Below are 24,003 nucleotides of genomic sequence, written 5' to 3' on the forward strand. Positions count from 1 at the left end.
GCGACGCTGCGAAGGTTCGACGGAGGCCCGGTGACAGCCACCAAATTGGTGACACTCCGTCACCAATTAGCTCTCTTGCCGCCCGCCTTTGTCAAGATGGAGCCATGACCACCTCCCAGACCTGGGGCGGGCGCACTGCCCAGGCGCGCCGTGCCGCGCGCCGCCAGCAGCTGATCGACGCCGCCATCGACATCTGGGCCGACAGCGGCTGGGCGGCGGTGAGCCTGCGCAGCGTATGCGCCAGGGCAGGGCTGAACGATCGATACTTCCGGGAGAGCTTCGCCGATCGAGACACGTTGCTTGCCGCGGCATGGGACCAGGTGCGCGACGAAACGACGGCCACCCTGGCCACGGCGATCAGTGATCGCGGGAGTTCACCACCGCTCGAAGTGCTGCGTCGCGCAGTCGAAGCCGTGGTCACCAGCTTCGCTACCGACCAACGCCGCACCCAGGTCCTGTTCGGCGACCACGCGGGCAGCGAAGTACTCGAGCGCCGTCGCCGCGACCTGATATTCCTCGTCACCGATATGCTCGCGACGGGCATGCGGCCGTCGCTACGAAACGGCGTGAACTACGACGAGTTCCACCGCACCGTGCTGATGGCCGTCGGCGGTTTCGTGGAGTTGACGACCGCGTGGCGTGCGGGCACCATCGCCATCGACCCCGCCGGGATAGTCGCCCAGACAACCCGCTTCGGCGAGATCCTCGCCGGCCACTACCTCGAGCCCGACCCGCCGTCACATCGGGCAGACCCGCGCGACGCCGGTACCGACTCCACCCTGGTTCGATTGCCCACTACCGCATCCGACGACTGAGGACCGGACTACCGGCCCCTAGCCAGGACCGCGAGGCGCGGAGATCGCGTGCCGCATCCACGCAGTCAGTCGACGAAAATGCCTCAGGCCGGAAGATCTTTCGATCTTCCGGCCTGAGGCGCTTGTAGCGGGGACAGGATTTGAACCTGCGACCTCTGGGTTATGAGCCCAGCGAGCTACCGAGCTGCTCCACCCCGCGTCGGTGAATACAACATTACACACGGGTTAGCGCGGATGCCAAATCGTGAGGTCAGGGCAGGTTTTCCCGGCGCTGCACGCGATNCCCCGCGTCGGTGAATACAACATTACACACGGGTTAGCGCGGATGCCAAATCGTGAGGTCAGGGCAGGTTTTCCCGGCGCTGCACGCGATCTTCGACGAGCTGCCGGGCCGCGCGGAACCGCACATTGTGACCGGCGTCATATTCTCGCTCGACTCGACGAGCGGCGCGTGCGGAGAGCCGGATTCGCGTGACCGGGGTCACTATTTCGGCGTGATCTCACGCACATAACGGACCAATAACAGACCGACCGGGATCTAGGTATTCCCCCACGCTATGCAGCGTAAACATTGGTAAGACGGCTATTTCATTCATACAATTGTCTCGTTATCAAGATGTGATCGTCATGGATTTCTTGGTTAGCGTCTCCCCCATGACTGAGACCCGGAAATTCCGCACCCGTGCCCTTGGCGTCGCCGCCATCACCGGCGCCCTGGTTGCCGTTCCGTTCAGCCTGGCCACCGGCACCGCCTCCGCCGCGACCCACAACTGGGACGGTGTCGCGCAGTGCGAGAGCGGTGGCAACTGGGGTATCAACACCGGTAACGGCTACTACGGTGGCCTGCAGTTCTCGCAGAGCACCTGGGCCGCCAACGGCGGTCAGGGCTCGGCGCACAACGCCAGCAAGGAAGAGCAGATCCGCGTCGCGGAGAACGTGCTCGCCAGCCAGGGTGTCGGCGCGTGGCCGCACTGCGGCCGCTACCTGCAGGCAGGCACCTCCGAGCCCGAGCCCGCCGTCGAGGAGCCCGCCGCGGAGCTCCCGGTCGAGCTGCCCGCGCAGACCAAGACCGAGGTCCAGAATGCCGTCGACCAGGCCAAGGCCGCGGGTCAGGCCCTGGCCGACCAGTACGGCGTCGCCGGTCAGTACCAGGACCTGCTCAACGCCGGCGCCCCGCTGATCGCCTCGATCGGCGGCTGATCCACCGTTCCCCCTGCACGAGAAAGGCCCCGCCATCCGGCGGGCCTTTCTCGCTCTCGCTACCGACGACTACCGGCCGACGGCATCCTGGTACGCCTTCACCGCGGCGTCCAGTTCCTCGAGCGCCTTACCGAAATCGGTGAAGTTGCCCGTGCGCATCGCCGTGCGCACCGCCTCGATCTTGCGGCTGAGCTCGGCGGCCGCGGCCTCCTGGGCGGTCGACCCCGGCGGGGTCGTCGTCCCGGGCGGCGGGGTCGTGCCGCCGTTCGGCGGAGTGGTGGTGCCCTGGTCCACCGGCGGCGTGACGCCCGGTTTCGGCTTCACGGCCGGATCGCCGCCGAACGGCGTCGCCAGCGAACCGGCGCCCGGCATGACCTGGTTGAGCGCCTCGGCCAGCGTCGCCGCGTAGCCGACCTTCACGCTGCCCGCCGCGTCGCGGTAGCTCACCAGCACGCGCAGCAGCTGCGGGAACGTCGAGGATCCGGTGTTGCGTTCGTTGTAGAACGGCTCCACGTAGAGGATGCCGCCGTCGGCCACCGGCAGCGTGAGCAGATTGCCGTAGCGGATCTTGTTGGAGTTCGACAGCAGGGTCTTCTCACGAGACACCGCGTCGGCGGTGGTCATCGAGTTCTGGGTCTGCTGCGGACCCTGGGTCTGGGTCTCGACCGGCAACTGCAGCACGGTGAACTTGCCGTACCCGTCGGGGTCGGAGCGCACCGAGATGTAGGCGGAGAGGAACTGACGGTTGTAGCCGACCATCGCCGAGGTCAGGTTGAACACCGGCTTGTTCGTCTTCGGATCGCCGAGCAACACGTAGTACGGCGGCTGGTTGAAGGTGCCGCCCTCGATCGTGGGATCGCTGGGGACCGACCAGAACGCGTTGTTGGTGAAGAACTCACGCGGGTTGTCCACGTGGTACTTGGTGAGCATGTCGCGCTGGACCTTGAACAGATCCTCCGGGTAACGGAAGTGCGCCCGCAGCTCCGGCGAGATCTCGCTCTGCGGCTTCACCGCGTTCGGGAACACTCCGCGCCAAGCCTTGAGGACCGGGTCGGTGGAGTCGGTCTCGTACAGGGTGACGGTGCCGTCGTAGGCGTCGACGGTGGCCTTCACCGAGTTGCGGATGTAGCTGACCTCCTTGCGCGGGATGACGCGCCCGGTCTTCTTGTCGATGCTGTCCTCGACCGCGCCGTCGAGCGAAGTCGACTGGGCGTAGGGGTACTTGTCCAGCGTGGTGTAGGCGTCGACGATCCAGACGATGCGCTTGTCGACGACCGCCGGGTAGGCGTTGCCGTCGGTGGTCAGCCACGGGGCGACCTTCTGCACCCGGTCACGCGGACCACGGTTGAACAGGATCTTGGAATCGTCACTGATCGCCGAGGAGAACAGGATGTTGCGCTCGGCGTATTTGGCGGCGAAGGCCAGCCGGTTGAACCAGTTGCCGATCGGCACGCCGCCGCTGCCCTCATAGGTGTAGGAGGCCTGGTCGGAGTCGTATTCGCGAGGGGCCTGGCCCTCGGCGGTGCCGACGATCGCGTAGTCGGGATCGGTCTGGGCGATCAGCTCGCCGTAGTAGATCCGCGGCTGCTCGACCTTGATCTGCTGATCGTCCATCTTGGTGAACAGATCGCTCACCATGAACAGCGGATAGCCGGAATCGCTGCCGCCCACCACGCTCGGCGCGTCGGACTGCGGCTTGTTCACCCGGTTGGCCGGCGCGGCGACGAAACCGTTGCCGTGGGTGTAGACGGTGTGCTGGTTGATCCAGTCCTTCTGGTTGCCCGAGAGCGCGGCCGGATGCAGCTCACGCGCGGCGACGATGTAGTCCTGGGTGTCGCCGTTGAGGGTGTATCGGTCGATGTCGAGCGACTCGGGGAAGCCGTAGAAGTTCTTCCGCTGCTGGAGCTGGGTGAACGTGGGCGAGAGGATGTTCGGGTCGAGCAGGCGGGCGTTGCCGATGGTGGCCGCGTCCGCGGGAACCTCGAGCGGGCTCTTCTTGCTCTCGCCCTGATAGTCCTGGTATTCGACCCTGTCGTCGGTGATGCCGTACGCCTGGCGCGTCGCCATGATGTTGCGCTCGATGTACGGGCTCTCCTTGTCGGCGGCGTTCGGGCGCACCGAGAACTGCTCGACCACCATCGGCCACACCGCGCCGACCAGGATCGACGAGAGCACCAGCAGGGCGGCCGCCATCGCGGGCACCCGCAGATCGCGCAGCACGATGCCGGCGAAGAACGCGATCGCGCAGATCACCGCGATCGAGAGCAGGATCAGCTTGGCCGGCAGCACCGCGTTGATGTCGGTGAACGACGGACCGCCGAAGGTCGGCTCCTTGCGGGTGCTCGACAACAGGTCGTAGCGGTCGAACCAGTACGCGACCGCCTTGAGCAGCACGAAGATACCGGCGATCACGGCCAGCTGCACGCGCGCGGCCCGGGTCAGCGTGCCCTCGCGACCGGCCAGGCGCAGGCCGCCGAAGACGTAGTGGGTCACCAGGTTCGCGAAGAAGGCGATCACCACGGCGACGAACAGCCAGTTCAGCACCATCCGGTAGAACGGCAGATCGAAGGTGTAGAAGCCGATGTCGAGATGGAACTGCGGGTCCTGCTGGCCGAACTCACCACCGTGCAGGAACAGCTGCACGGTCGCCCAGTTCGACTGCGCCACCAGTCCCGACAGCAGACCCAACAGCACCGGGATGCCGATGCCGAACAGCCGCAGCCTGCCCATCACGGTGGTGCGGTAGCGCGCGATCGGATCGTTGGGCCCGGCGACGGGCACGAAGACCGGCCGCGACCGGTAGGCCAGCAGCAGCGCGGCCCAGACCACCAGGCCGACGAACAACGCGACCACGACGAACAGGAGCAACCGCGTGCGCAGCACACCCAGATACACACTGCGATAGCCGACCTCGCCGAACCACAACCAGTTGGTGTAGGCGTCGGTGAGCCGGGGCCCGAGCAGCAGTAACGCCGCGAGGACGACTGCTGTCACCAGCAGCACTCGGCTGCGTCGGGACAACGAAGGTAAACCGGTGGGGGGCCGCATGCCCACGGTGCCACTCTCCAAGGTCCGGCGGCGACCGCGCCGCTGATCGGCGCAGCACCGCAGTCCGATGTTGCGGATGGTCCGTTGCCGGACCGTTGGCGCCCACTCTACGGAAATCGGACACCGTGCAAGCGCCTGGGCCGAAAATGATTGGATGGGCGGGTGACCGATGACCAGCACGCCGAAGTCGTCCTCGCCCGTTGTGTGCGCGAGGTCGTCGAGTTCGCCGACGCCGAGGGCTGGGGTAACCCGCCGCAGATGTTCGCCCTGGTGCCGACCGCCGACCTCGCCGCGGCCGAACCCGATCTCCAGGATCAGCTCGACGACGGCAGCGAACTCACCCCGATCGCGCAGGAAGCCTTTCCCGACGACATCACCGGCGGGTCGATGGCGCTCGACGAATTCCTCGCGACCACCACCTGGCCGCCCGCCGTCGAGGGCTGCGTGCTGGTCCAGGAGATCGTGGTGCTCCCGCCCGACGCCGAGAGCGACCTCGACGAGGCGCTCGTTCCGCTGCTGGCCGACGACGAAGCCGCCGACGCGGCCGGGCGCGCCGCGGCGCACGCCCATCCCGGCCGCCGGGACGCGCGGCTCATCGCCGGCGTGCTGCGCCAGGGCACCTCGCTGTGCCTGCTGCAGATCCGCCCCGAGGACGACGACGGTTTCGGCGACCTCGACCTGCGCACCTACCCGAATCTGGCGCCGGGCCTGGTCGAGGCCCTGCACCACACGCTGGAGTGATCAGCCGCAGCTGACGGCCTCGCGGCCGGCGTCGATGTCGGCCAGCGAGGTCACCGCGCTGTCGAGCGTGTCGACCTTCACCAGGCGCAGCCCCTCCGGGGCGCGCTGCCTGGCCTCGTTGCAGTTGTCGGCCGGGACCAGGAACGTCTCGGCACCCGCCTCCCGGGCGGCGATCATCTTGTACTGGATGCCGCCGATCGGACCGACCTTGCCCTCCTGGTCGATGGTGCCGGTCCCGGCGACGAACCGGCCGCCGTTGAGCTCACCGGGCGAGAGCTTGTCGATCAGCGCCAGGCTGAACATCAGCCCGGCCGAGGGTCCGCCGATGTCGGCGAGGTTGAACTCGACCTGCAGCGGCGGGCGGCCGCCCTCCCCCGGCGTGATGCCGAGGTAGCCCTTCGTCGAGTCGTCGGGACGAGGCGCGAGGGTGATCGGCGTGGTCTGCTGGGCGTCACCGCGGCGGTAGACGACGGTGATGGTGGTGCCGGGGCCCTTGGTGGAGACCAGGTCGACGACGTCCTTGGGCGCGGTGATCGGCGTGCCGTCGATGCTGATCAGCTCGTCGCCGACCTGCAGCACGTCCTTGGCCGGGCCCTCGTCCCCGAGTCCGCGCACCAGCACGACCGTCGGCATCTTCAGGTAGTGCAGCGCGGCGACCTCGGCGTTGCTCTCGGAGTCCTTGAAGTCCTGCTGATTGGACTTGTCGACCTCCTCGCGCGACACCCCGGGCGGGTACACCTCCGCGCGTGGGACCAGTCCGTGCTCGCCGCTGACCCAGAAGCCGAACGCCTCGAACAGGTTGAGTCCGTCGCGGACGGACACCGTGGTCATATTGAGGTGCCCGCTCGTCGGATCCAGCGGCGCGCCCGTGACGTCGACCACCTGCTTGCCCTCGACCTCGCCGAGGGTGTCGAAGGTCGGCCCGGGTCCGAGCGCGACGAACGGCACGGTGACCACGCTGCCGACCACACCGAGGACGAGCACGGGTACCAGGGCCACGATCAGGGTGAGGATCCGACGATTCACTCGGACCACAGTAGTGATCACCGGCCGTGACCGACGGGAGTGGCACGCTTTTGCCGGGTACCCGGTGCCATCGATTTCGCGATGCGCGAACACCGTGGCCCCCTGGTGTCCGCGTAACGTATGAGGTATGAGCGATCTCCCCTTCGGCTTCTCGAACCGCGACGACGACGAATCGGGCAAGCGTCGCGACGAGGCGAACGGCCCCGGCGGAAACGATCCGTTCGGGTTCGGAGCTGCGGGCGCGGGCGGCTTCGACCCGTCGCAGCTGGGACAGATGCTGACCCAGCTCGGGCAGATGATCAGCGGCATGGGCCAGGCGGGCGGCCCCGGCGGCGCGCAGGCCGGGCCGGTCAACTACGACGTGGCCAAGCGGCTGGCCCGCCAGCAACTCGGCGCCACCGTCGCCCCGATCGCGGCGAAGACGACCTCCGCGGTGACCGACGCGGCGCACCTGGCCGAGCTGTGGCTCGACGGCGCCACCGTGCTGCCCGCGGGCGCGAGCAAGACCGTCGCCTGGACGGCCAACGACTGGATCGAAGAGACCCTGCCGACCTGGAAGCGCCTGTGCGATCCCGTGGCCGAGCAGATCTCGGGCATGTGGACCGCGCAGCTGCCCGAGGAGGCCAAGCAGTTCGCCGGGCCGATGGTCGGCATGCTCGGGCAGATGGGCGGGCTGGCGTTCGGTTCCCAGCTCGGTCAGGCCCTCGGCCAGCTGGCCAAGGAGGTGCTGACCTCCACCGATATCGGTCTGCCGCTGGGCCCGGCCGGTACCGCCGCGCTGCTGCCGACGGCGATCTCGGCGTTCAGCGAGGGCCTCGAGCAGCCCGAAAGCGAGATCATGGTCTTCCTGGCGGCCAGGGAGGCCGCCCACCAGCGACTGTTCGCGCACGTGCCGTGGCTGCGTCAGCAGGTGCTCGGCGCGGTGGAGGACTACGCGCGCGGCATCAAGATGGACTTCTCCGCGCTGGAGGAAGCCGCGCAGAACATCGACCCGATGTCGCTGAGCGATCCGTCCAAGCTCGAGGAACTGCTCTCGCAGGGCACCTTCGAGCCGCAGACCACCCCCGAGCAGAAGCAGGCGCTCGAGCGCCTGGAGACCCTGCTCGCGCTGATCGAGGGCTGGGTCGACGTGGTGGTCACCGACGCCGTCGGCGAGCGACTGCCCGGCGCGAGCGCGCTCTCGGAGACGCTGCGCCGCCGCCGCGCGACCGGCGGACCCGCCGAGCAGACCTTCGCCACCCTGGTCGGCCTGGAACTGCGTCCGCGCAAGGTCCGCGAGGCCGCCGCGCTGTGGCGCCGTCTCACCACCGATGTGGGCATGGACCGCCGTGACGGCGTGTGGGCGCACCCCGACCTGCTGCCCGACTCCAGCGACCTGGACTCCCCCGCCGGCTTCATCGACTCCGTGATCGGCGGCGGCACCGGCGCTTTCGACGATCCGCTGGCCCAGCTGGCCGAGACCGAGGCGCGCGAACGCGACGAGGCCGAGCGCGGCAAGACCGATCCCGACACCGACCAGTCCTGAGCTGAGCCGACGCGCCACCACGACCGCCGAAAAATCTGCGGATCATGGTGGCGCGACACGGTTTCCGGGGTGACACCCGCCCAGAAACGCCGTCACGACCGGCCGGACACGAGTTGTCCACAGGCTGACCGTCCGAGCACGACACGCCGAAAGCCTGTGGATAACCGCACTTTTCGCGCACCGTCGGACCCGGGCCCGCGCCGATACTTGCGCCATGACGACCACGACGCCACTGCGCGGACCGATGTTGCACCCGCGGGTGATCACCCTGGTTCGGCCCTCCGGGACCGTGCAGCTGGGGTGGGACCCGGAACGAGCGCTGCTGCTCGAGACCACCGAGCTCGACACCGGCACCGTCCTCGCGTTCCTGCGCCTGCTCGACGGCCTGCAATCGCTACCCCAGATCGTCTGGCGCGCCGGTGAATTCGGCATCGCGCCGGCGCGTACGGTCGCACTCGTCAGCGCGATCGACGAGGCCGGGCTGCTGCTGCAACCGGAGCGCAAACAGGGCACGGTGCGCGGTGTCACCGTGCACGGTCTCGGGCCGCTGTCGGACGCGGTGACGATCGGGTTGCGGCGCATGGGCATCCGGCCGACCCGCTCGCGGGAGTACCGCCCGGGCACGGCGGTCGGGGCCGGCGGCAATCTGGTGGTGCTCACCGACGCGCTGATGGTCGATCCACGGCTGTCGGTGGACCTGGTGCTGCGCCGAATACCGCACCTGCAGGTCCGGATCCGGGACGGTATCGGCGTGGTCGGTCCACTCGTGCTGCCGGGCGAGACCAGCTGCCTGCGCTGCGCCGATCTGACCCGCACCGGGTTCGACGCCGACTGGCCGCACCTGGCGGCGCAACTGCTCGGCCGCACCGGGCACGCCTCACCGGCCGGGATCGCGGCGACCACCGCCCTCGCACTGGGCGAGTTGGAGACCATCGTCGCCTGTTCACCCCGCCAGGATCCGGGCACGCTCGACGCCACCATGGAACTCAATCTCGACACCCACGAGGTGCAGCGACGCCCCTGGCCACCGCATCCGGACTGCGGCTGCCGCACCCTGTCCACGACCGAGCCGGGAACGGGCCTATGAGGGCTCCCACAGTGCGGTGTGAGCATTCTTATGGCACACCACCGGCAAGTTCGGCCATGATGGGTAGCGTGTCCGAGATCGTGCGCCGCAGTTCCAGCCGCAATGCCAAGTTGGCCAAAATTCCGCTCGGCATCGCCGGACGAGCCGCCGTCGGCTTCGGCAAGAAGCTCGTGGGTGGTGACAAGCAGCAGATCAACGCCACGTTGAACCAGAAGGCCGCCGAGCAGCTGTTCACCGTGCTCGGCGAGCTCAAGGGCGGGGCGATGAAGTTCGGCCAGGCGCTGAGCGTGATGGAGGCCGCGGTCCCGGAGGAGTTCGGCGAGCACTATCGCGAGGCGCTCACCAAGCTGCAGGCCGCCGCACCGCCGATGCCTGCCGAGACGGTGCACCGGGTGCTGGACCAGCAGCTGGGCACCAAGTGGCGCGAGCGCTTCCAGTCCTTCGACGACACCCCCGCCGCTTCGGCCAGCATCGGCCAGGTACACCGGGCGGTGTGGTCGGACGGGCGCGCCGTCGCAGTGAAGGTGCAGTACCCCGGCGCCGACGAGGCGCTGCGCGCCGATCTGAAGACCTTGTCGCGAATGACCGGCCTGCTGTCCTCGGTCATCCCCGGCGCCGATGTGAAGCCGCTGCTGGCCGAGATCACCGAGCGCACCGAGGAGGAGCTCGACTACCGCATCGAGGCCGCCAACCAGCGCCGTTTCGCCGCCGCCTTCGAGGGCCACCCGCAGATCGTGGTGCCGCGGGTGGTGGCGGGCGCCCCGAAGGTGATCGTCACCGAATGGCTCGACGGCACCCCCGTCTCCGCGCTCATCGCCGCGGGCGCGGCCGACCCGGAAGGCACACGGGCGCAGCGCAACCGGATCGCCGAGCTGATGGGCACCTTCCATTTCTCCTCCCCGGAGCGAGTGGGCCTGCTGCACGGCGACCCGCACCCGGGCAACTTCCTGGTGCTCACCGACGGCAGGCTGGCCGTGCTCGATTTCGGCGCCTGCGCGCCGATGCCGGACGGCTTCCCCGAGATCCTGGGGCGGATGCTCGCCCTGGCCGTCGCGGAGGACCACGCCGCGCTCACCGAACTGCTCTACGAGCACGGCTGGGTGATCCCGGGCCGCACGGTCACCCACGAGGAGATCGAGGCGTACCTTCGCCCGTTCAGCGACCCGATCCGCACCGACACCTTCCACTTCACCCGTTCCTGGATGCAGCGGGTCGCGGGCAAGGCCTCGGAGTTCACCAGCCCGGAGATGAAGACCGCGCGTGCCCTGCAGCTTCCGGCCGAATACCTGACGATCTTCCGGGTGCTCGGCGGTTCGGTCGGCATCCTGGCCCAGCTCGACGCGGAACTCGGGTTCATGAACCTGGTCCGCACCTGGGTCCCGGGTTTCCGCGCCGAACGCGCCTCCTAGTCCGTCACGCGGGGCCGGCGTCACTCACCGGTGGTGGGCGCACTCCCCGGACACCACCACCCTGGTCGTCGCTGTCGCCGACGACCGCACGGTCACACGTACCGGCCGCCGATGACAAACGAACCGCTCACCAGGACTCGGTGAGCGGTTCGTTTGCGGTACAGGCCTTTTCCGGGGTTCATGCCGGGATCGCGACCTTGCGCGGACGGCCACGCGGGCGCTTGCGGGCGATCACGACACCCTGGTCGAAGATCTCGCCACCCCAGACACCCCACGGCTCGGCGCGGTCGATGGCCGCGGTCAGGCAGCCCTTACGGATCGGGCAGGACGCGCACAGTTGCTTGGCCTGCTCGAGGTCGTTCGGGCTCTCGGCGAACCACAGATCAGGGTTTCCGGCCCGGCAGGGCAGGGACGCCACGTTTCGGCATGTCACGTCAGCAGTGGCCGTCGGCCATTCCTGGGCGGTGAACACGTCGTTCTCCTTCAGCTCGTTTGCAGCGGTTGTTCGTTCGGTGTGCGAACCCGGTGCCAACGGCTGAAGAGCCGAATGAAAAAGGCCACGGATTTCGCTTCTCGCGATCCGTGGCCAGGAGGTCTGGGAGGAGTTCCCTACCTAGTTCGACATTTCTGCCGAGACCTGATCACGGTCGCTGGGTGGACACGGAGGCGGATTGCGCCGGCGAACTCGGGTGCGTATCCGAGTTCAACGGCCGGAGCTGCCGGTGCCTCGAAGGCCGCCGGCTGCCAACCCACGCTGGGCTTGTCCTGGAGACGAATCGGGGTGTGCTGATGGACGACAGTCATCGGCACAGCTTTGGTATCGACGCCGGACAGACCGGTCCCCTGCAGAGCGAGGACCCCCCGGGAGGCCGACACCATGGATGCGTTCACCAGGACGCGATTGCCCATCGCGTCGAACGTGGTGTTGCTGTTCATCTGACTGCCTCCCTCCTGAACTCGTGTGCTGATAGAAACTCGCGCCGAGATCACTCTCGGTGCGTGTTCTCCACCATAGGCAATGATCGAGAACCGAACAACCTATTTTCTACCTGCGGTTTTGTGTCGTGGCCCGCATTCGGGACGCGACGATGGCGAGCACATCCGCGCCGTACTGCTCGATCTTCTTCGCGCCGATGCCGGCGATCGCGGCCAGGGCCGCGTCGTCGGCGGGCAGCTGCTCGGCGATCGCGGTGAGCGTCGTGTCGGTGAAGACCACGAAGTCGCGCACCCGCAGGACCTCGGCCTTCTCGGCCCGCCACTCCTTGAGCGCTTCCAAGAGCTGGGGGTCGAGTTCGGCCGGGCAGCGGCGACAGCGGCCCAGCATGGTGGCGTAGGTGCCGATCAGCGGTTTCGCGCAGACCCGGCACAGCGGGCGCTTGCCGTCGGCGTCCTTCGGGCCGGTCGCGGTGGCGGCGATGCGGGAGGCGGGCGAGTCGTCGGGAACAAGGCCGTTGAGGAACCGCGAGCGCCTGCGCACCCGCCTGCCGCCCTCGGTGCGGGCCAGCGCCCAGGACACGGCGAGGTGTTCGCGCGCCCGGGTGACCCCGACGTAGAGCAGCCTGCGTTCCTCTTCGAGCGCCGCCTGATCGGACGGACTGCCGTCGTCGCCGAGGACGTGCTGGATCGGCAGGGTGCCGTCGGCGACGCCGACCAGGAACACGGCGTCCCACTCCAGGCCCTTGGCCGCGTGCAGTGAGGCCAGGGTGACGCCGTCGACGGTCGGCGGATGCTTCGCCTCGGCCCTGGTCGCGAGCTCGCGCAGCAGTCCGGTAAGGTCGATCTCCTCGTCGTGGCCGACCAGTTCCTCGGTGAGCTGCACCAGCGCCAGCAACGAGGACCAACGTTCCTTGGCCTGCGCGCCCGCCGGTTCCTCGGCGGTGAGCCCGACCGGGGCGAGCACGGCGCGGACCAGTGTGATCAGCTCGGCGCCGCTGCGCGACTCGTCGGGCAGGTCGTCGCGCGCGTCGGCCTGTCGCAGCGCCTGCACCGCCTGGCGCACCTCCTGGCGCTGGAAGAAACCCTCGCCGCCGCGCACCTGGAACGGGATGTCGCGCGCGCTCAGTGCCTGCTCGAACGGTTCGGACTGGGCGTTGATCCGGTAGAGCACGGCGATCTCGGCGGCCGGGGTGCCCGCCGCGATCAGCTTCTTGATCCGGCCCGCGACGGCCGCCGCCTCGGCGGGCACGTCGGGATATTCGGCGAACTCGGGTTCGGGACCGTCGGGCCGCTGGCCGATCAGGGCCAGCCTGGTCCCGGCGATGCGCCCGCGCGCGGCGCCGATCACCCGGTTGGCCAGCGATACCACCTGCGGGGTGGAGCGGTAGTCGCGTTCGAGCCGGATGACGGTGGCGTCGGGGAAGCGACGGGAGAAGTCGAGCAGGTAGTTCGGGGTGGCGCCGGTGAAGGAGTAGATGGTCTGGTTGGCGTCGCCGACGACGGTGAGGTCGTCGCGTTCGCCGAGCCAGGCATCGAGCACCCGCTGCTGTAGCGGGGTGACGTCCTGGTATTCGTCGACCACGAAACTGCGGTAGCGGCCGCGGAATTCGTCGGCGACGGCCGGGTAGTCCTCGAGCGCGGCGGCGGTGTGCAGCAGCAGATCGTCGAAGTCCAGCAGCAGACCGTCGGCGGAGGTCTTCATCGATTCGTAGCCCGCGTAGACCTGGGCCACCCTGGTGACCTCGACCGGCGCGTCCCGATGGTGCCTGGCCGCGGCGGCGGGATAGTCCTCCGGCGCGATCAGCGAGGCCTTGGCCCATTCGATCTCGCTGAGCAGGTCGCGGATCAGTTCGGTCGAGGTTCCCAGGCCGGCGCGGTGCGCGGCCTGCGACACCACCGGGAACTTGCTGTCGAGCAGGCGCCACGGCACGTCACCGACGACCTGCGGCCAGAAGTACCGCAACTGCCGCAGCGCGGCGGCGTGGAAGGTGCGGGCCTGGACCTGTCCGGCGTCGCCGCCGAGCCCCATCGAGCGTAGCCGGTTGCGCATCTCCCCCGCCGCCCTGGCGGTGAAGGTCACCGCCAGCACCTGGTCGGCCTTCACGTGCCCGCCGGCGATCAGATGCGCGATCCGGTGGGTGATCGTCCTGGTCTTGCCGGTCCCCGCACCGGCTAGCACGCACACCGGGCCTCGTGGCGCCCGCACCGCGGCGGCCTGTTCCGGGTCGAGGGCGGTGAGATCGAGTGCTGGCACGGGCACCATCATGACAGCGCCCGCCGACAACCGGGCCCGACGGCCGCCGACCCGCGCCTACGGCGTGCCGTCGCGCAACGCGCTGGGCACCGGTGAAGCCGCCGACGCCCCCGCCCGGCGGCCCGAAAGGCTCCGGTCGCAGTTCTCCACGGCCACGAGCGCCCGGTTGGCCAGCGCGACGCCGGCCCGCGGTGGCACCAGCGGAACACCACGCCCACCTCAGACGTTGCACATCCCGTGACTGAAGCAACCACTGATCTGACGATGTACTCGACCACCTGGTGCGGCTACTGCCGTCGCCTCAAGACCCAGCTCGACGAGGCGGGCATCACCTACACCGTGATCGACATCGAGGACGACCCCGCTTCGGCCGAATTCGTCGGCAGCGTGAACAACGGCAACCACGTCGTCCCGACCATCAAGTACCGGGACGGCTCGACGGCGACCAACCCGTCACTGTCGCAGGTCAAGCAGGCCCTGGCCGCCCTGGCCTGAGCGCCGCGCGCCGGCTACTCGGCCCAGGATTCGATGATCGTGCGAGCGATCGAGATGGAACCGGGCACCAGTAGCCGCGCGCCCTGCTCGCGCGCCGCGGTCCAATCTCCGGCCCGCAGCGCCGCGCGGACCTCGTCGCGGGTGAACCAGTGCGCCTCGGCGATCTCGCCGTCGGAGAACACCAGCTCCTGCTCCGGATCGCCGACCGCGGCGAAGCCGACCATCAGCGAGCGCGGGAAGGGCCACGGCTGACTGCCGAGGTAGGTGACCTCGCGCACGTCGACGCCCACTTCCTCGCGGATCTCCCGCTCGACGCAGTGCTCGAGCGATTCGCCCGCCTCCACGAATCCGGCCAGCAGCGAGAACATGGTCGCGGGCCAGGCGTGCTGGCGGGCCAGCAGCACCCGGTCGGCGCCGTCGTGCACCAGGCAGATGATGGCGGGGTCGATCCGGGGGAATTCCTCCTCGCCGGTGGCGGTCAGCCGGGACCAGCCCGCCCGCGCCGAGGTCGTCGAGGTGCCGTCGCCACCGTGGTAGCCCGCCCGGTCGTGCCAGTTGAGCAGCGCGTAGGCGGTGGCGAGCAGGTCGGCGGTGAAGTCGTCCACAGCGCCGAGGGCCCGCAGGTCCTTGAGCGTCCCGTCGAGCTCGGGCTCGCGCACGGCCCACAGGTGACTGTCCTCGGCGACACCGAGGAACACCGCGCCTGCGCCTGGCTCGTCGGCGATCGTGATCGCCGCGTCCAGGACGACGCCCGCGCTCTCCACCCGCACCCGTCCCCGCGCGTCGACGCGCAGGACCTTGGCCTTGCCCCACCCCTCCCGCAGCGCGTCGGGGTCGAGCCGGACGTGCTCGGCTCGATCGATCGTGGAACGCGACAGCAGCGGAACGTCTTTCAACCGGAACGACACACGTCCGAGCCTAGCCGGTCGCGCGGTCCCGGATCACTTGCCGGTGTGCCGGATGTAGAGCAGCTTGTCGCTCGCCTCGAGCGCGTCGACCTCGGGCTCGCCCACCCGGATCAGGTTCCCGTCCCGCACCACGCCGAGCACGATGTCACTGAGATGGCGCGGCGAGCCACCGACCTCGGCCGGTTCGACCTCGCGTTCGGCCACGGCGAAGCCCTGCTCGGGCGTGAGCAGATCCTCCATCATCTCCACGACGGTGGGCGTGGTGGTGGCGATGCCGAGCAACCGGCCCGCGGTCTCCGAGGACACCACGACCGAGTCCGCGCCGGACTGGCGCACCAGGTGGGTGTTCTCCGCCTCACGGATGGCGACCACGATCTTGGCGGTCTTGTTCAGTTCCCGGGCGGTGAGCGTCACCAGCGTCGCGGTGTCGTCCCGGTTGGTGGCGACGATGACCGAGGCGGCCCGCTGGACGCCGGTCAGCCGCAGCACATCGGATTTGGTCGCCGAGCCGTGCACGGTGACCAGTCCCGCGCTTGCCGCCGCCTCCAGCGCCACCGCGTCGGTGTCGACGACCACGATGTCGGCCTGCTGCACCCCGTCGGCGAGCATGGCGTCGATCGCGGTGCGTCCCTTGGTGCCGTAGCCGACGACGACGGTGTGATTGCGCACGGTGTGCCTCCATCGCTGAATCTTGAACGCCTGCCGGGACCGTTCGGTGAGCACGCTGAGGGTGGTGCCGACCAGCACGATCAGGAACAGGACGCGCAGTGGCGTGATGACGATCGTGTTGATCAGTCGCGCCGAGGGAGTGATCGGGGCGATGTCGCCGTACCCGGTCGTCGAGAGCGAGACGGTCGCGTAGTACATCGCGTCCAGGAACGACAGTTCGTCGCCGGAGTTGTCACGGTAGCCGTCCCGGCCGATGTACACCACGGTCGCCGCGGCGAACAGCAGCGCGATCGCGAACAGGACGCGGCGGGTGAGCGACACCCACGGACTGGTCTGCACGGCGGGAATCCGCAAGAGACCGACCAGCGCGTAGTCCGGGCTGCTGCTGAGCCCGATCGGGCCACGTTTGTCGCCTAGCATCGCCCCCTCCTTTCGCTCGGCCCGTCACCGCTGGGCTCCGGCACAACCCGGGAGCCTACTGCGTGCGGGCGTCTCGGGCTCATTCGACATCAGGGACCGGCGCCGCGTCGCGGATGAGCTGTGCCAGTTCGCGCGGACCGGCCAGGTCGGTGGGCGCGATGGTGCGCCCGGACCGGACGTAATGGAATGCCGCGCCGACCCGTTCGAGCATCGTCGCCTCGTCGGCACCGGTGCGCGCGGCCATCAGCCGCGCCCAGGCGAGCCGGTAGACGGCCAGCTGCACCGCGACGGCGGCTTCGTCGGCGGGGCCGGGCTCGGCGCCGGTCTTCCAGTCGACCACCACCCAGCGGCCGCCGGGTTCGGCGAACACCGCGTCCATCCGCCCCCGGATGACGGTGCCGGCGATGCTGGTCTCGAACGGCACCTCGACATCGATCGGATTGCGGTGCGCCCACGGTGAGCGACGGAACGCGGCCTGCATGGCGGCGAGTTCGCGGTCGGCCCGGCCCAGTTCGGTGCCGCTGTCGGCGGCACCCGGCAGTTCGTCGAGACCCAGCAGCTGTTCGGTGCCGAACCAGGACTGCACCCAGGCGTGGAACGCGGTGCCGCGCCTGGCCATCGGGTTCGGCGGATACGGCAGGGGGCGGCGCAGCCGGGCCGCCAGGCGGGTCGGGTCGGCGCGCAGTTCCACCAGCGCGGTCGCGGGCAGCTGGCCGGGCAGCTCCACCTGCTGGTCGGCGAGTTCGGCCGCGGTGAACTCGGCGAGCAGCGCGTCGACGTCGGTGGCCCAGCCCTCCGGATCGTCCTCGTCGTCGGTCGGCTCGGGATCGGCCGGGCGGGAACGCAACCGCTCGAGTGCCGCGCGCACCAGCTCCGCGCCCTGTTCGATCGGATCGCGCCGGCCGCCGAGCGGATCGCGCGGCCAGGGGGCGGTGGGCGGGTTGTCGGCGAACGGGTTGACGGCGTCGGGCGCGGGCGGGTCGTCCCAGCGGGCGATGGTGGCGACACCGAAGGCGGCGCTGCCGGGGTCCTCGTTCGCCTGCTTCAGTTCGAGCAGGAAGTCCGACGGACCCTTCTGGGCGGTACCGGTCTCGGGCCAGTAGTAGGCCGAAACCAGCAGGACCCGTTCGGTTCTGGTGAGGGCCACATAGAACAGCCGACGTTCCTCGTCGAGGCGGCGGCTCTTGAGCGCGTCCTTATGGTCGGCGATGGCGCGTTCGAGTTCGGCGCGGTCCCCGACCCGGCTCAGGTCCAGCACCGGCACGCCCTCGGACGCGTCGGGCTGGGCGCGGTCGCCGCGCAGGGTGGTAGGCAGTTCGGTGAGCGCGCCGAGCCAGGTGCTCAGCGCGGTCGTCGAGGGGAACACCGACGCGCTCACGTGCGGCACCGCGACGACCTCCCATTCCAGCCCCTTGGCCGCGTGCACGGTGAGCACCTGCACCCGATCACGGGCGACCTCCACTTCGCCCGGTTCCAAGCCGTTCTCGACCGATTCCGCCGCGGTGAAGAAGGCGAGCAGACCGCTGAGCGAGGCGCGCGAGTCGGCCGCGTAGCCGGCCACCACCTCGGCGAACGCGTCGAGGTGCTCACGGCCCGCGCCACCGCCCGCGATGGCCCGTCTGGCCTGGGTCTCCACGCCGACGCCGATGGTGCGCTCGACATCGGCGACGAGCTCGACCAGTGGCTGCCCGCTGCGTTCGCGCAGGGCGCTCAGTTCCGCACCGAGCGCGACGATGCGGGCGAACCCCGCCTCCGAATACTGATCGGGCGCACCGGGATCGGCGATGGCGTCGGCCAGGCCCGCTTGTTCGGTGGGTTCCGGTGCCACCTCCCGCAACGCGCTCGCCAGTCCGGCGGCGTCGGTGATGGCGGCGGACGCGTCGCCGGACAGGCTGCCGATCGACAGCATCCGCGCCCGCCGGGCCAGGGCGGCGAGATCGGCGACGCCGAGCCGCCAGCGGGCGCCGGTGAGGATGCGCACGGCGGCGCTGCCGGTGCCGGGTTCGGCGATCAGCCGCAGGGTGGCGACGATGTCGGCGACCTCCGGTGTCGCGAGCAGCCCACCGAGACCGACGATTTCGACCGGAAGTCCTTGCTCGCGCAGCGCCTCGGCCAGCGGCGCGGCGTCGGCGTTGCGCCGGATCAGCACCGCCGAGGTCGGTGGCGGCTGGTCGGCCGCCCTGGCGTTCGCCCATTCGTGGGCGATCCGTTCGGCGATCCAGTCCCGTTCCTGGGCAACGGTTTCGGTGAGCGCCAGTTCGACGACACCGGGCTGCGCCTCGGGTTTGGCCCGCAGCGCGTCGACGGTCGCCCCGCCCGCGGCCTTGGCCCGCAGGCGCAGCGGATCGGCGACCAGGTTCGCCAGGGCGAGGGCTTGCGGCGGGTTTCGCCAGCTGGTCAGCAGCGGCAGGATCGGCGCGGGGGCACCGGAAGCTTCGGGGAAGTCGGTCGCGAAACGGGGCAGGTTGGCCGCCGACGCGCCACGCCAGCCGTAGATCGACTGCATCGGGTCACCGACCGCGGTGACGGCGAGAGACCTGTCGGCTCCGCGCGGCGCACGGTCGCCCGCCGACCCGCTCTCCGGCCGACCGCCCGCGCGGCCCGCCGGTACAGCCGCAGCCCCGGTGACACCGAAATCACCTGCCGCCGCGAGCGAGTGATCCGCGGGGTCGACGGGTCCGGTGCCGAGGAGATCGGGCTCTCCCGCACCGAGATGATCCGGGCCCCAGAGCGTCTCGGGTCCCGGTGCCGGGGCTGTCGACGAACCGCCGCGAACCCGCACCGGACGCGGCCGATCCTGGCGCACGGCGTCGGCATCGCCGAACAGCGCCGACAGCAGAACCCGCTGGGCGTGCCCGGTGTCCTGGTATTCGTCGAGCAGCACCAGCTTGAACCGGGCGCGTTCGGCGGCCGCCACCTCCGGATGGTCGACGGCCAGCTGCGCGGCCAGCGACATCTGGGAGCCGAAATCGAGGGCGCCACGGCGGTTCAGCGCCTCGGCGAGCTGACGGACCAAGGGCAGCAGCGCGACCCGCTCCCGCTGCGCGTCGACCACGGCGGTCAGCGTCTTGCTCGGCCCGCCGCGCTGCCGCGGCCCGGCGGGCAGGGTGTACACCAGTTTCTCCAGCTCGGCGTGTGCCTCGGCGAGCTGCTCCGGTTCCACCAGGTGCTCGGCGAGCTGGCCGGACAGCGCCAGCACCGCCTCGGTCACCGAGACCGGGGTGCGGTCGGTGTCGAGGTCGCCGTCCCAGGACCGCACCACCTCGTGCGCGAGCTGCCACAGCTGGGTCTGGGTGAGCAGCGCGGCCGACGGCTCGACGGGCAGCAGCAGGCCGTGCGCGGTGAGCAGCCTGCCCGCGTACGAGTGATAGGTGCTGATCTCCGGTTCGGCGCCGGAGATCAGCGTGCGCAGCGCACCGGTCGGGTCGATCTCACGCACCAGCGGCGCGCCGGCCAGGCGGGCCAAGCGGGTGCGGATACGCGAGGTCAGCTGCTGGGCGGCCTTGCGGGTGAAGGTGAGGCCGAGCACCTCGTCCGGGGCGACGAGCTGGTTGGCCACCATCCACACCACGCGCGCGGCCATGGTCTCGGTCTTGCCCGCGCCCGCCCCCGCCACGACCAGTGTCGGGCCCGGCGGCGCGGCGATGACCGCCGCCTGCTCGGCGGTCGGTGGCGGCAGCCCGAGCGCGTCGGCCAACCGCTGCGGGGTGACGCGCACGCCGCTCACTCGTCGGTCACCTGCCGTCCGGTGTCCTGCACCGGGCAACTGCCCGCGACCGGACAGTGCCTGCACCCGTCGTTGCGCACGGCCAGGTAGCCGGGCCCACGCGTGGCGGCCGCCGCGTCGTGGATCGTCTCGCGCCAGGTGTCGAGCCCCTCGGCGTCCAGCGCGGTCTGCGCGCGTTCGGTGGCACCGGTCTTGTGATGTGGCTTGGCGACATAGACCAGCCTGGCCCCACCGGGATCGGCGGGCGCGGCCGATTCCGCCTCGTCGAGCGCGCCGTGCGCGGCGGCGACCTGGTAGGTCGCCAGCTGGGCGTGCTCGGCGACGGCCTTCGCGCTGACCGGTGTCTTGCCGGTCTTCACATCGACGATCACGAAGCGCCCCTGCGCGTCCCGCTCCAGACGGTCGATCCGGCCACGGATCCGCACCGCGCGTTCGTCGTCCGACCGCGCGGGCAGCACGCAGTCCACGGGTACCTCGACACCCGCCTGGGTGAGCTCGCCGCGGGTGGTCCTGACCCAGGCCAGGAAGGTCTCCAGCATCGCCTCGGTGCGGCGCAGCTCCTGCCGGGAGTGCCAGCCGGTGGCCGGGTCGACCGACTTCCACGCCTGGTCCAGCGCCGCGCGGACCTGTGCCTCCGGCACGTCACCGGCCAGCGCCTGCACCAGGGTATGCACGAGATTGCCCTTGACGGCGTGCGGATTGTCGCCGTCGGTGCCGCCGTGGCGTTCCAGCGCCCAGCGCAGCGGGCAGGTGCGCAGCAGTTCGACCGTCGACGGGGACAGGCCGATCGGGGAATCGTCGTCGTCCCACAGTCCCTTGTCCGAGCTGAGCTCGGCGGTGCCGTACCAGTCGCCGGGATCGGTACCGGGGACACCGGCGTCGGCGAGCCGGGCCAGCTGGTGGGCGGCCCGGTCCCGCCGGTCCGGGGCGGTGGTGGGATCGCAGACCACGCCGCGCAGTTCGGCGACCAGGGCGTGCATCACCAGCGCGCGACCGGGATCGGCGACGGGCAGCGCGCCGGGTTCGCCGGTGTCGTCGTCGCCGAGCAGTTCGGTGAGGAAGCGCGAGGGCACCAGATCCTGGTCGCCCGCCGCGGATTCGACGGCGGTGACCAGCAGCGATCGCCGGGCCCGGCTGCACGCGACGAGCAGCAGCCTGCGTTCCTCGGCCAGGATCGGCGCGGCCCGGCTCGTGGTCGCCCCGAGGTCGACACCGGCGACCAGGTCGACGAGATCCTCGGTGTGCAGCAGCGTTCCCCTGGCGCGCGGGTTGGGCCAGATCCCCTCCTGCACCGCGGCCACCGCCACCACATCCCACTCCCGGCCCGCCGCCGCGTGCGCGCTGAGCAGCGACACGGCCTCACCCTCGGCGGTCAGCGGCCTGCCCTGCTGGGGAATCTGCTGGTGCAGCAGGTATTCGACGAAACCGTCGATGCTCGCCTTGGGCAGCCGGTCGACGTAACCCGCCGCGGCGTCGAACAATTCGACGGCGGCGTCGAGGTCGCGGTCGGCCTGCATGCCCGCCGCGCCGCCGCGCCTGGACTGCCGGAACCAGCGCCGTTCCAGCCGGGAACTGGTCCACAGTGTCCACAGCACGTCCTCGACGCCCTGGCCGCTGGCCTGGGTCTCCCTCGCCTTGCGCACCGCCCGCAGCACCCGCTGCAGCGGCGCGGCCTCCACTTCGGTGAGTCCGTCGAGCAGCCGCTCATCGCCGATGCCGACGATCAGGTCGCGCAGGACCTCCGCCGAGGACTGGTCGATGAGCGGCACCGCCGGGGGTTCGGGTTCGGGCCGGGGCGGGCCGACGACGGGCGGCGGTGCGGCGGGCGGGTTTTCGGCGTCGAGCAGGTCGATGTCGTCGGGCAGGCGTTCGGCGATGTCCCAGTCCGGTTCGGGTTCCGGGCGCAGCGGATCGTCCGGGTCGGCCTGCGGCGGCAGCCATTCGCCGTCGATCGGATCCGGTTCCGGTTCGGGTGCTTCCGGTGGGGGCGGCGGTGTTTCGTCCCAGAGCAGGAATTGGTCGGCGTCGGCGTAGGGGTCGGCGGCGGCCAGCGCGCCGGTGCGCTCCAGGTCCAGGACCGTGCGGCGGATGCCACGGCGCAGCCGCCGCAGGGCGATCTGATCGGCGCCGCCGAGGGGACCGGACAGCAGGTCCATGGCGTCCTCGGGCGAGAACATGGCGTCGATCGCGCGCCTCGAACCCGGTCGTGACGAGTCCCCGGCCAGCAGCACACGCAGCGCCAGCACCATCCACGCCGCACCGCGCCTGCGGGCGAGCGGTTCGGCCACCGCCGGTCGGCGCACCGGAACACCCGCGGCCAGCAGTGCGCGCCGCAGCGGTGCGAGCGAGAGCGGGACCGAGCGCACGATCACCGCCATGGCGGACCACGGGATGCCATCGGTCAGATGCGCCCGGCGCAGGTGATCGGCGATCAGCGCCGCTTCCTTGGCCGCGGTCGACAACACCCGGACCCGCACGCTCGACTCGACCTCGTGGTCGGGCACCTCGTCGGCCCGGCCCGGTGCCGCCGTCGAACCACCGCCGAAGTCGCCGGACCGATCCGGTCCCGCGTCGTCGGTGTCGCTGGACGTCGATGGCCGGGACTCACCGCGGCGCCTGGACTCGGCGTGGCCCCTCGTGTCGAGCAACTCCGGCATCGGCCGACGACCAGCCGAATCCCCTTCGGTACCACCGTGCTCGGTGGATTCCGGCGGAGCGGCCTGCCCGGGTAGCACGCGGTGACGCGCACTTCCCGGCAGTCGCGCCGCGATCCGCGCGGTGGCCAGGCGGATGGGTTCGCCGCTGCGGTGGTTGTGCCGCAAGATGATTCGCCGCTGCGGCACCGTGTCGATATCGATCAGGAAGCGGGAGTCCGCCCCGCGGAAGGTGAACACGCTCTGGTCCGGGTCACCGGTGACGACCGTGCTCGCGCTGCCGCTGCCGATGGCGCGCACCAGGGTCGCGGCCTGCGGGTCGAGGTGCTGGGCGTCGTCGACGAGCAGGTAGCGGATCCGATCGCGTTCGGCGGCGAGCAGATTCCGGTCACCGGCCAGCGCGTCGAGGGCCGCGCCGACGAGTTCGGCGGCGTCGAGGGCGGGCGCTGTCGCCTCGGGAGCCGCGACGCCGACCGACCAGCGCAGCATCGACGCCTGTTCGTAGCGCTGGAAGAACCGCCCCGCCGCCACCCAGGCGTCGTTGTCGTGTTCCCGGCCCAGCGCCATCAGATCCTCGGGGCCGAGCCCGCGTTCGGTGGCCCGCAGCATCAGGTCGCGCAGTTGTTCGGCGAATCCGCCCAGCGCGAGCGCGGGGTGCAGCCGGGGCGGCCACAGTCCGCGCGCGCCCGCCTCGATGTCGGCGAGGTCGCCGCGCAGCATCTCGCGCAGCACGGCGTCCTGTTCGGCGCCGGTGAGCAGTCTCGGCGGCGGGTTGCCGTGCAGCTCGGCGTGGCGGCGCAGGACCGAGAACGCGTAGGAGTGCAGGGTGCGCACCATCGGTTCGCGGCTCGCGCCCGGGATGCCGCCCGCGTGCGGCCCGAGCTGGACGGTGATCGCGTCGCGCAGCGCGGCGGCGGCCTGCTTGGTGTGGGTGAGGACCAGCACCGACGAGGGGTCCGCGCCGTCGGTGATCCGCGCGGTCACCAGGTCGACCAGCAGCGCGGTCTTGCCGGTACCGGGGCCGCCGAGGACCTGCCAGGGCAGCCAGCCGGGGCGCGACGGCGCGGGCTGGGCCTGCTCGGCGAACAG

General features: G+C 70.5%; 16 protein-coding genes and 1 tRNA gene. 8 read left to right on the forward strand and 9 right to left on the reverse strand.

What is annotated here, in order from left to right; all coding sequences use genetic code 11:
- Positions 1 to 104 precede the first annotated feature (104 nt).
- A complete protein-coding gene (locus V8688_RS17565; RefSeq protein ID WP_218721961.1) occupies positions 105 to 815 on the forward strand; it encodes a TetR/AcrR family transcriptional regulator in 711 nt (236 codons plus the stop codon).
- A gap of 125 nt (positions 816 to 940) precedes the next feature.
- Here V8688_RS17565 and V8688_RS17570 read toward each other — a convergent pair.
- Positions 941 to 1,014 (reverse strand) — tRNA-Met (locus tag V8688_RS17570).
- A gap of 455 nt (positions 1,015 to 1,469) precedes the next feature.
- Between V8688_RS17570 and V8688_RS17575 the strand changes: the two genes are divergently transcribed.
- On the forward strand, positions 1,470 to 2,015 hold the full coding sequence (locus tag V8688_RS17575; RefSeq protein ID WP_342801265.1) for a transglycosylase family protein: 546 nt from the start codon (positions 1,470 to 1,472) through the stop codon (positions 2,013 to 2,015).
- A gap of 69 nt (positions 2,016 to 2,084) precedes the next feature.
- Here the strand turns inward: V8688_RS17575 and V8688_RS17580 are convergent, their stop codons facing one another.
- Entirely contained in the window at positions 2,085 to 5,069 is a 2,985-nt protein-coding gene (locus V8688_RS17580) for a UPF0182 family protein (RefSeq protein ID WP_342801266.1), read from the reverse strand.
- Positions 5,070 to 5,225: 156 nt separating this feature from the next.
- Between V8688_RS17580 and V8688_RS17585 the strand changes: the two genes are divergently transcribed.
- Positions 5,226 to 5,804: a PPA1309 family protein gene (locus tag V8688_RS17585; protein ID WP_218721964.1), complete on the forward strand. Its 579-nt coding sequence runs from the start codon at positions 5,226 to 5,228 to the stop codon at positions 5,802 to 5,804.
- Here the strand turns inward: V8688_RS17585 and V8688_RS17590 are convergent, their stop codons facing one another.
- Complete coding sequence (locus tag V8688_RS17590) at positions 5,805 to 6,830, reverse strand: PDZ domain-containing protein (protein WP_218721965.1); 1,026 nt, start codon at positions 6,828 to 6,830, stop codon at positions 5,805 to 5,807.
- Positions 6,831 to 6,957: 127 nt separating this feature from the next.
- On the opposite strand from V8688_RS17590, the gene V8688_RS17595 reads away from it, so the two are divergent.
- From V8688_RS17595 to V8688_RS17605, 3 genes are all read left to right on the forward strand, one after another.
- Positions 6,958 to 8,355 carry a zinc-dependent metalloprotease gene (locus tag V8688_RS17595; RefSeq protein ID WP_218721966.1) on the forward strand — a complete coding sequence of 466 codons (1,398 nt, stop codon included), beginning with the start codon at positions 6,958 to 6,960 and terminating at the stop codon, positions 8,353 to 8,355.
- Between the two features lie 214 nt (positions 8,356 to 8,569).
- Positions 8,570 to 9,442, forward strand: coding sequence for a TOMM precursor leader peptide-binding protein (locus V8688_RS17600; protein ID WP_218721967.1), 873 nt, complete (start codon positions 8,570 to 8,572; stop codon positions 9,440 to 9,442).
- A 56-nt stretch (positions 9,443 to 9,498) separates the two neighbouring features.
- Positions 9,499 to 10,851: an AarF/UbiB family protein gene (locus tag V8688_RS17605; protein WP_218721968.1), complete on the forward strand. Its 1,353-nt coding sequence runs from the start codon at positions 9,499 to 9,501 to the stop codon at positions 10,849 to 10,851.
- Between the two features lie 178 nt (positions 10,852 to 11,029).
- Here V8688_RS17605 and V8688_RS17610 read toward each other — a convergent pair whose 3' ends face one another.
- Both V8688_RS17610 and V8688_RS17615 read right to left on the reverse strand, forming a co-directional pair.
- Positions 11,030 to 11,284 carry a WhiB family transcriptional regulator gene (locus tag V8688_RS17610; RefSeq protein ID WP_218721980.1) on the reverse strand — a complete coding sequence of 85 codons (255 nt, stop codon included), beginning with the start codon at positions 11,282 to 11,284 and terminating at the stop codon, positions 11,030 to 11,032.
- A gap of 612 nt (positions 11,285 to 11,896) precedes the next feature.
- On the reverse strand, positions 11,897 to 14,053 hold the full coding sequence (locus V8688_RS17615) for an ATP-dependent DNA helicase UvrD2 (RefSeq protein ID WP_342801267.1): 2,157 nt from the start codon (positions 14,051 to 14,053) through the stop codon (positions 11,897 to 11,899).
- Between V8688_RS17615 and V8688_RS17620 the strand changes: the two genes are divergently transcribed.
- Together V8688_RS17620 and V8688_RS17625 are read left to right on the forward strand one after the other, a co-directional pair.
- Complete coding sequence (locus V8688_RS17620) at positions 14,052 to 14,282, forward strand: hypothetical protein (RefSeq protein ID WP_342801268.1); 231 nt, start codon at positions 14,052 to 14,054, stop codon at positions 14,280 to 14,282. The genes V8688_RS17615 and V8688_RS17620 overlap by 2 nt on opposite strands.
- A 23-nt stretch (positions 14,283 to 14,305) precedes the next feature.
- The gene (locus V8688_RS17625; RefSeq protein WP_218721981.1) at positions 14,306 to 14,536 is read left to right on the forward strand and encodes a mycoredoxin; all 231 of its coding nucleotides are present in this window, start codon (positions 14,306 to 14,308) and stop codon (positions 14,534 to 14,536) included.
- A 14-nt stretch (positions 14,537 to 14,550) separates the two neighbouring features.
- On the opposite strand, the gene nudC is transcribed toward V8688_RS17625, so the two are convergent.
- From nudC to V8688_RS17645, 4 genes are all read right to left on the reverse strand, one after another.
- Positions 14,551 to 15,444 (reverse strand): NAD(+) diphosphatase, encoded by an 894-nt coding sequence (gene nudC / locus V8688_RS17630; protein ID WP_218721971.1) that lies wholly within the window; start codon positions 15,442 to 15,444, stop codon positions 14,551 to 14,553.
- Positions 15,445 to 15,477: 33 nt separating this feature from the next.
- Positions 15,478 to 16,533, reverse strand: coding sequence for a potassium channel family protein (locus V8688_RS17635; protein ID WP_218721972.1), 1,056 nt, complete (start codon positions 16,531 to 16,533; stop codon positions 15,478 to 15,480).
- A gap of 79 nt (positions 16,534 to 16,612) precedes the next feature.
- A complete protein-coding gene (locus tag V8688_RS17640) occupies positions 16,613 to 20,260 on the reverse strand; it encodes a UvrD-helicase domain-containing protein (RefSeq protein WP_342801269.1) in 3,648 nt (1,215 codons plus the stop codon).
- On the reverse strand, positions 20,257 to 24,003 hold the full coding sequence (locus tag V8688_RS17645) for an ATP-dependent DNA helicase (protein ID WP_342801270.1): 3,747 nt from the start codon (positions 24,001 to 24,003) through the stop codon (positions 20,257 to 20,259). The genes V8688_RS17640 and V8688_RS17645 overlap by 4 nt, the downstream gene beginning before the upstream one ends.

This window comes from Nocardia sp. No.11 (genome assembly GCF_038752175.1).
GTDB lineage: Bacteria > Actinomycetota > Actinomycetes > Mycobacteriales > Mycobacteriaceae > Nocardia > Nocardia canadensis.

What these genes read in the sequence shown, in the direction of transcription:
- V8688_RS17565 (WP_218721961.1), top strand. Translation starts at nt 105, where the DNA reads ATGACCACCTCCCAGACCTGGGGCGGGCGCACTGCCCAGGCGCGCCGT.
- V8688_RS17575 (WP_342801265.1), top strand. Translation starts at nt 1,470, where the DNA reads ATGACTGAGACCCGGAAATTCCGCACCCGTGCCCTTGGCGTCGCCGCC.
- V8688_RS17595 (WP_218721966.1), top strand. Translation starts at nt 6,958, where the DNA reads ATGAGCGATCTCCCCTTCGGCTTCTCGAACCGCGACGACGACGAATCG.
- V8688_RS17600 (WP_218721967.1), top strand. Translation starts at nt 8,570, where the DNA reads ATGACGACCACGACGCCACTGCGCGGACCGATGTTGCACCCGCGGGTG.
- V8688_RS17605 (WP_218721968.1), top strand. Translation starts at nt 9,499, where the DNA reads ATGATGGGTAGCGTGTCCGAGATCGTGCGCCGCAGTTCCAGCCGCAAT.
- V8688_RS17620 (WP_342801268.1), top strand. Translation starts at nt 14,052, where the DNA reads ATGACAGCGCCCGCCGACAACCGGGCCCGACGGCCGCCGACCCGCGCC.
- V8688_RS17615 (WP_342801267.1), bottom strand. Translation starts at nt 14,053, where the DNA reads ATGATGGTGCCCGTGCCAGCACTCGATCTCACCGCCCTCGACCCGGAA.
- V8688_RS17625 (WP_218721981.1), top strand. Translation starts at nt 14,306, where the DNA reads ATGTACTCGACCACCTGGTGCGGCTACTGCCGTCGCCTCAAGACCCAG.
- V8688_RS17635 (WP_218721972.1), bottom strand. Translation starts at nt 16,533, where the DNA reads ATGCTAGGCGACAAACGTGGCCCGATCGGGCTCAGCAGCAGCCCGGAC.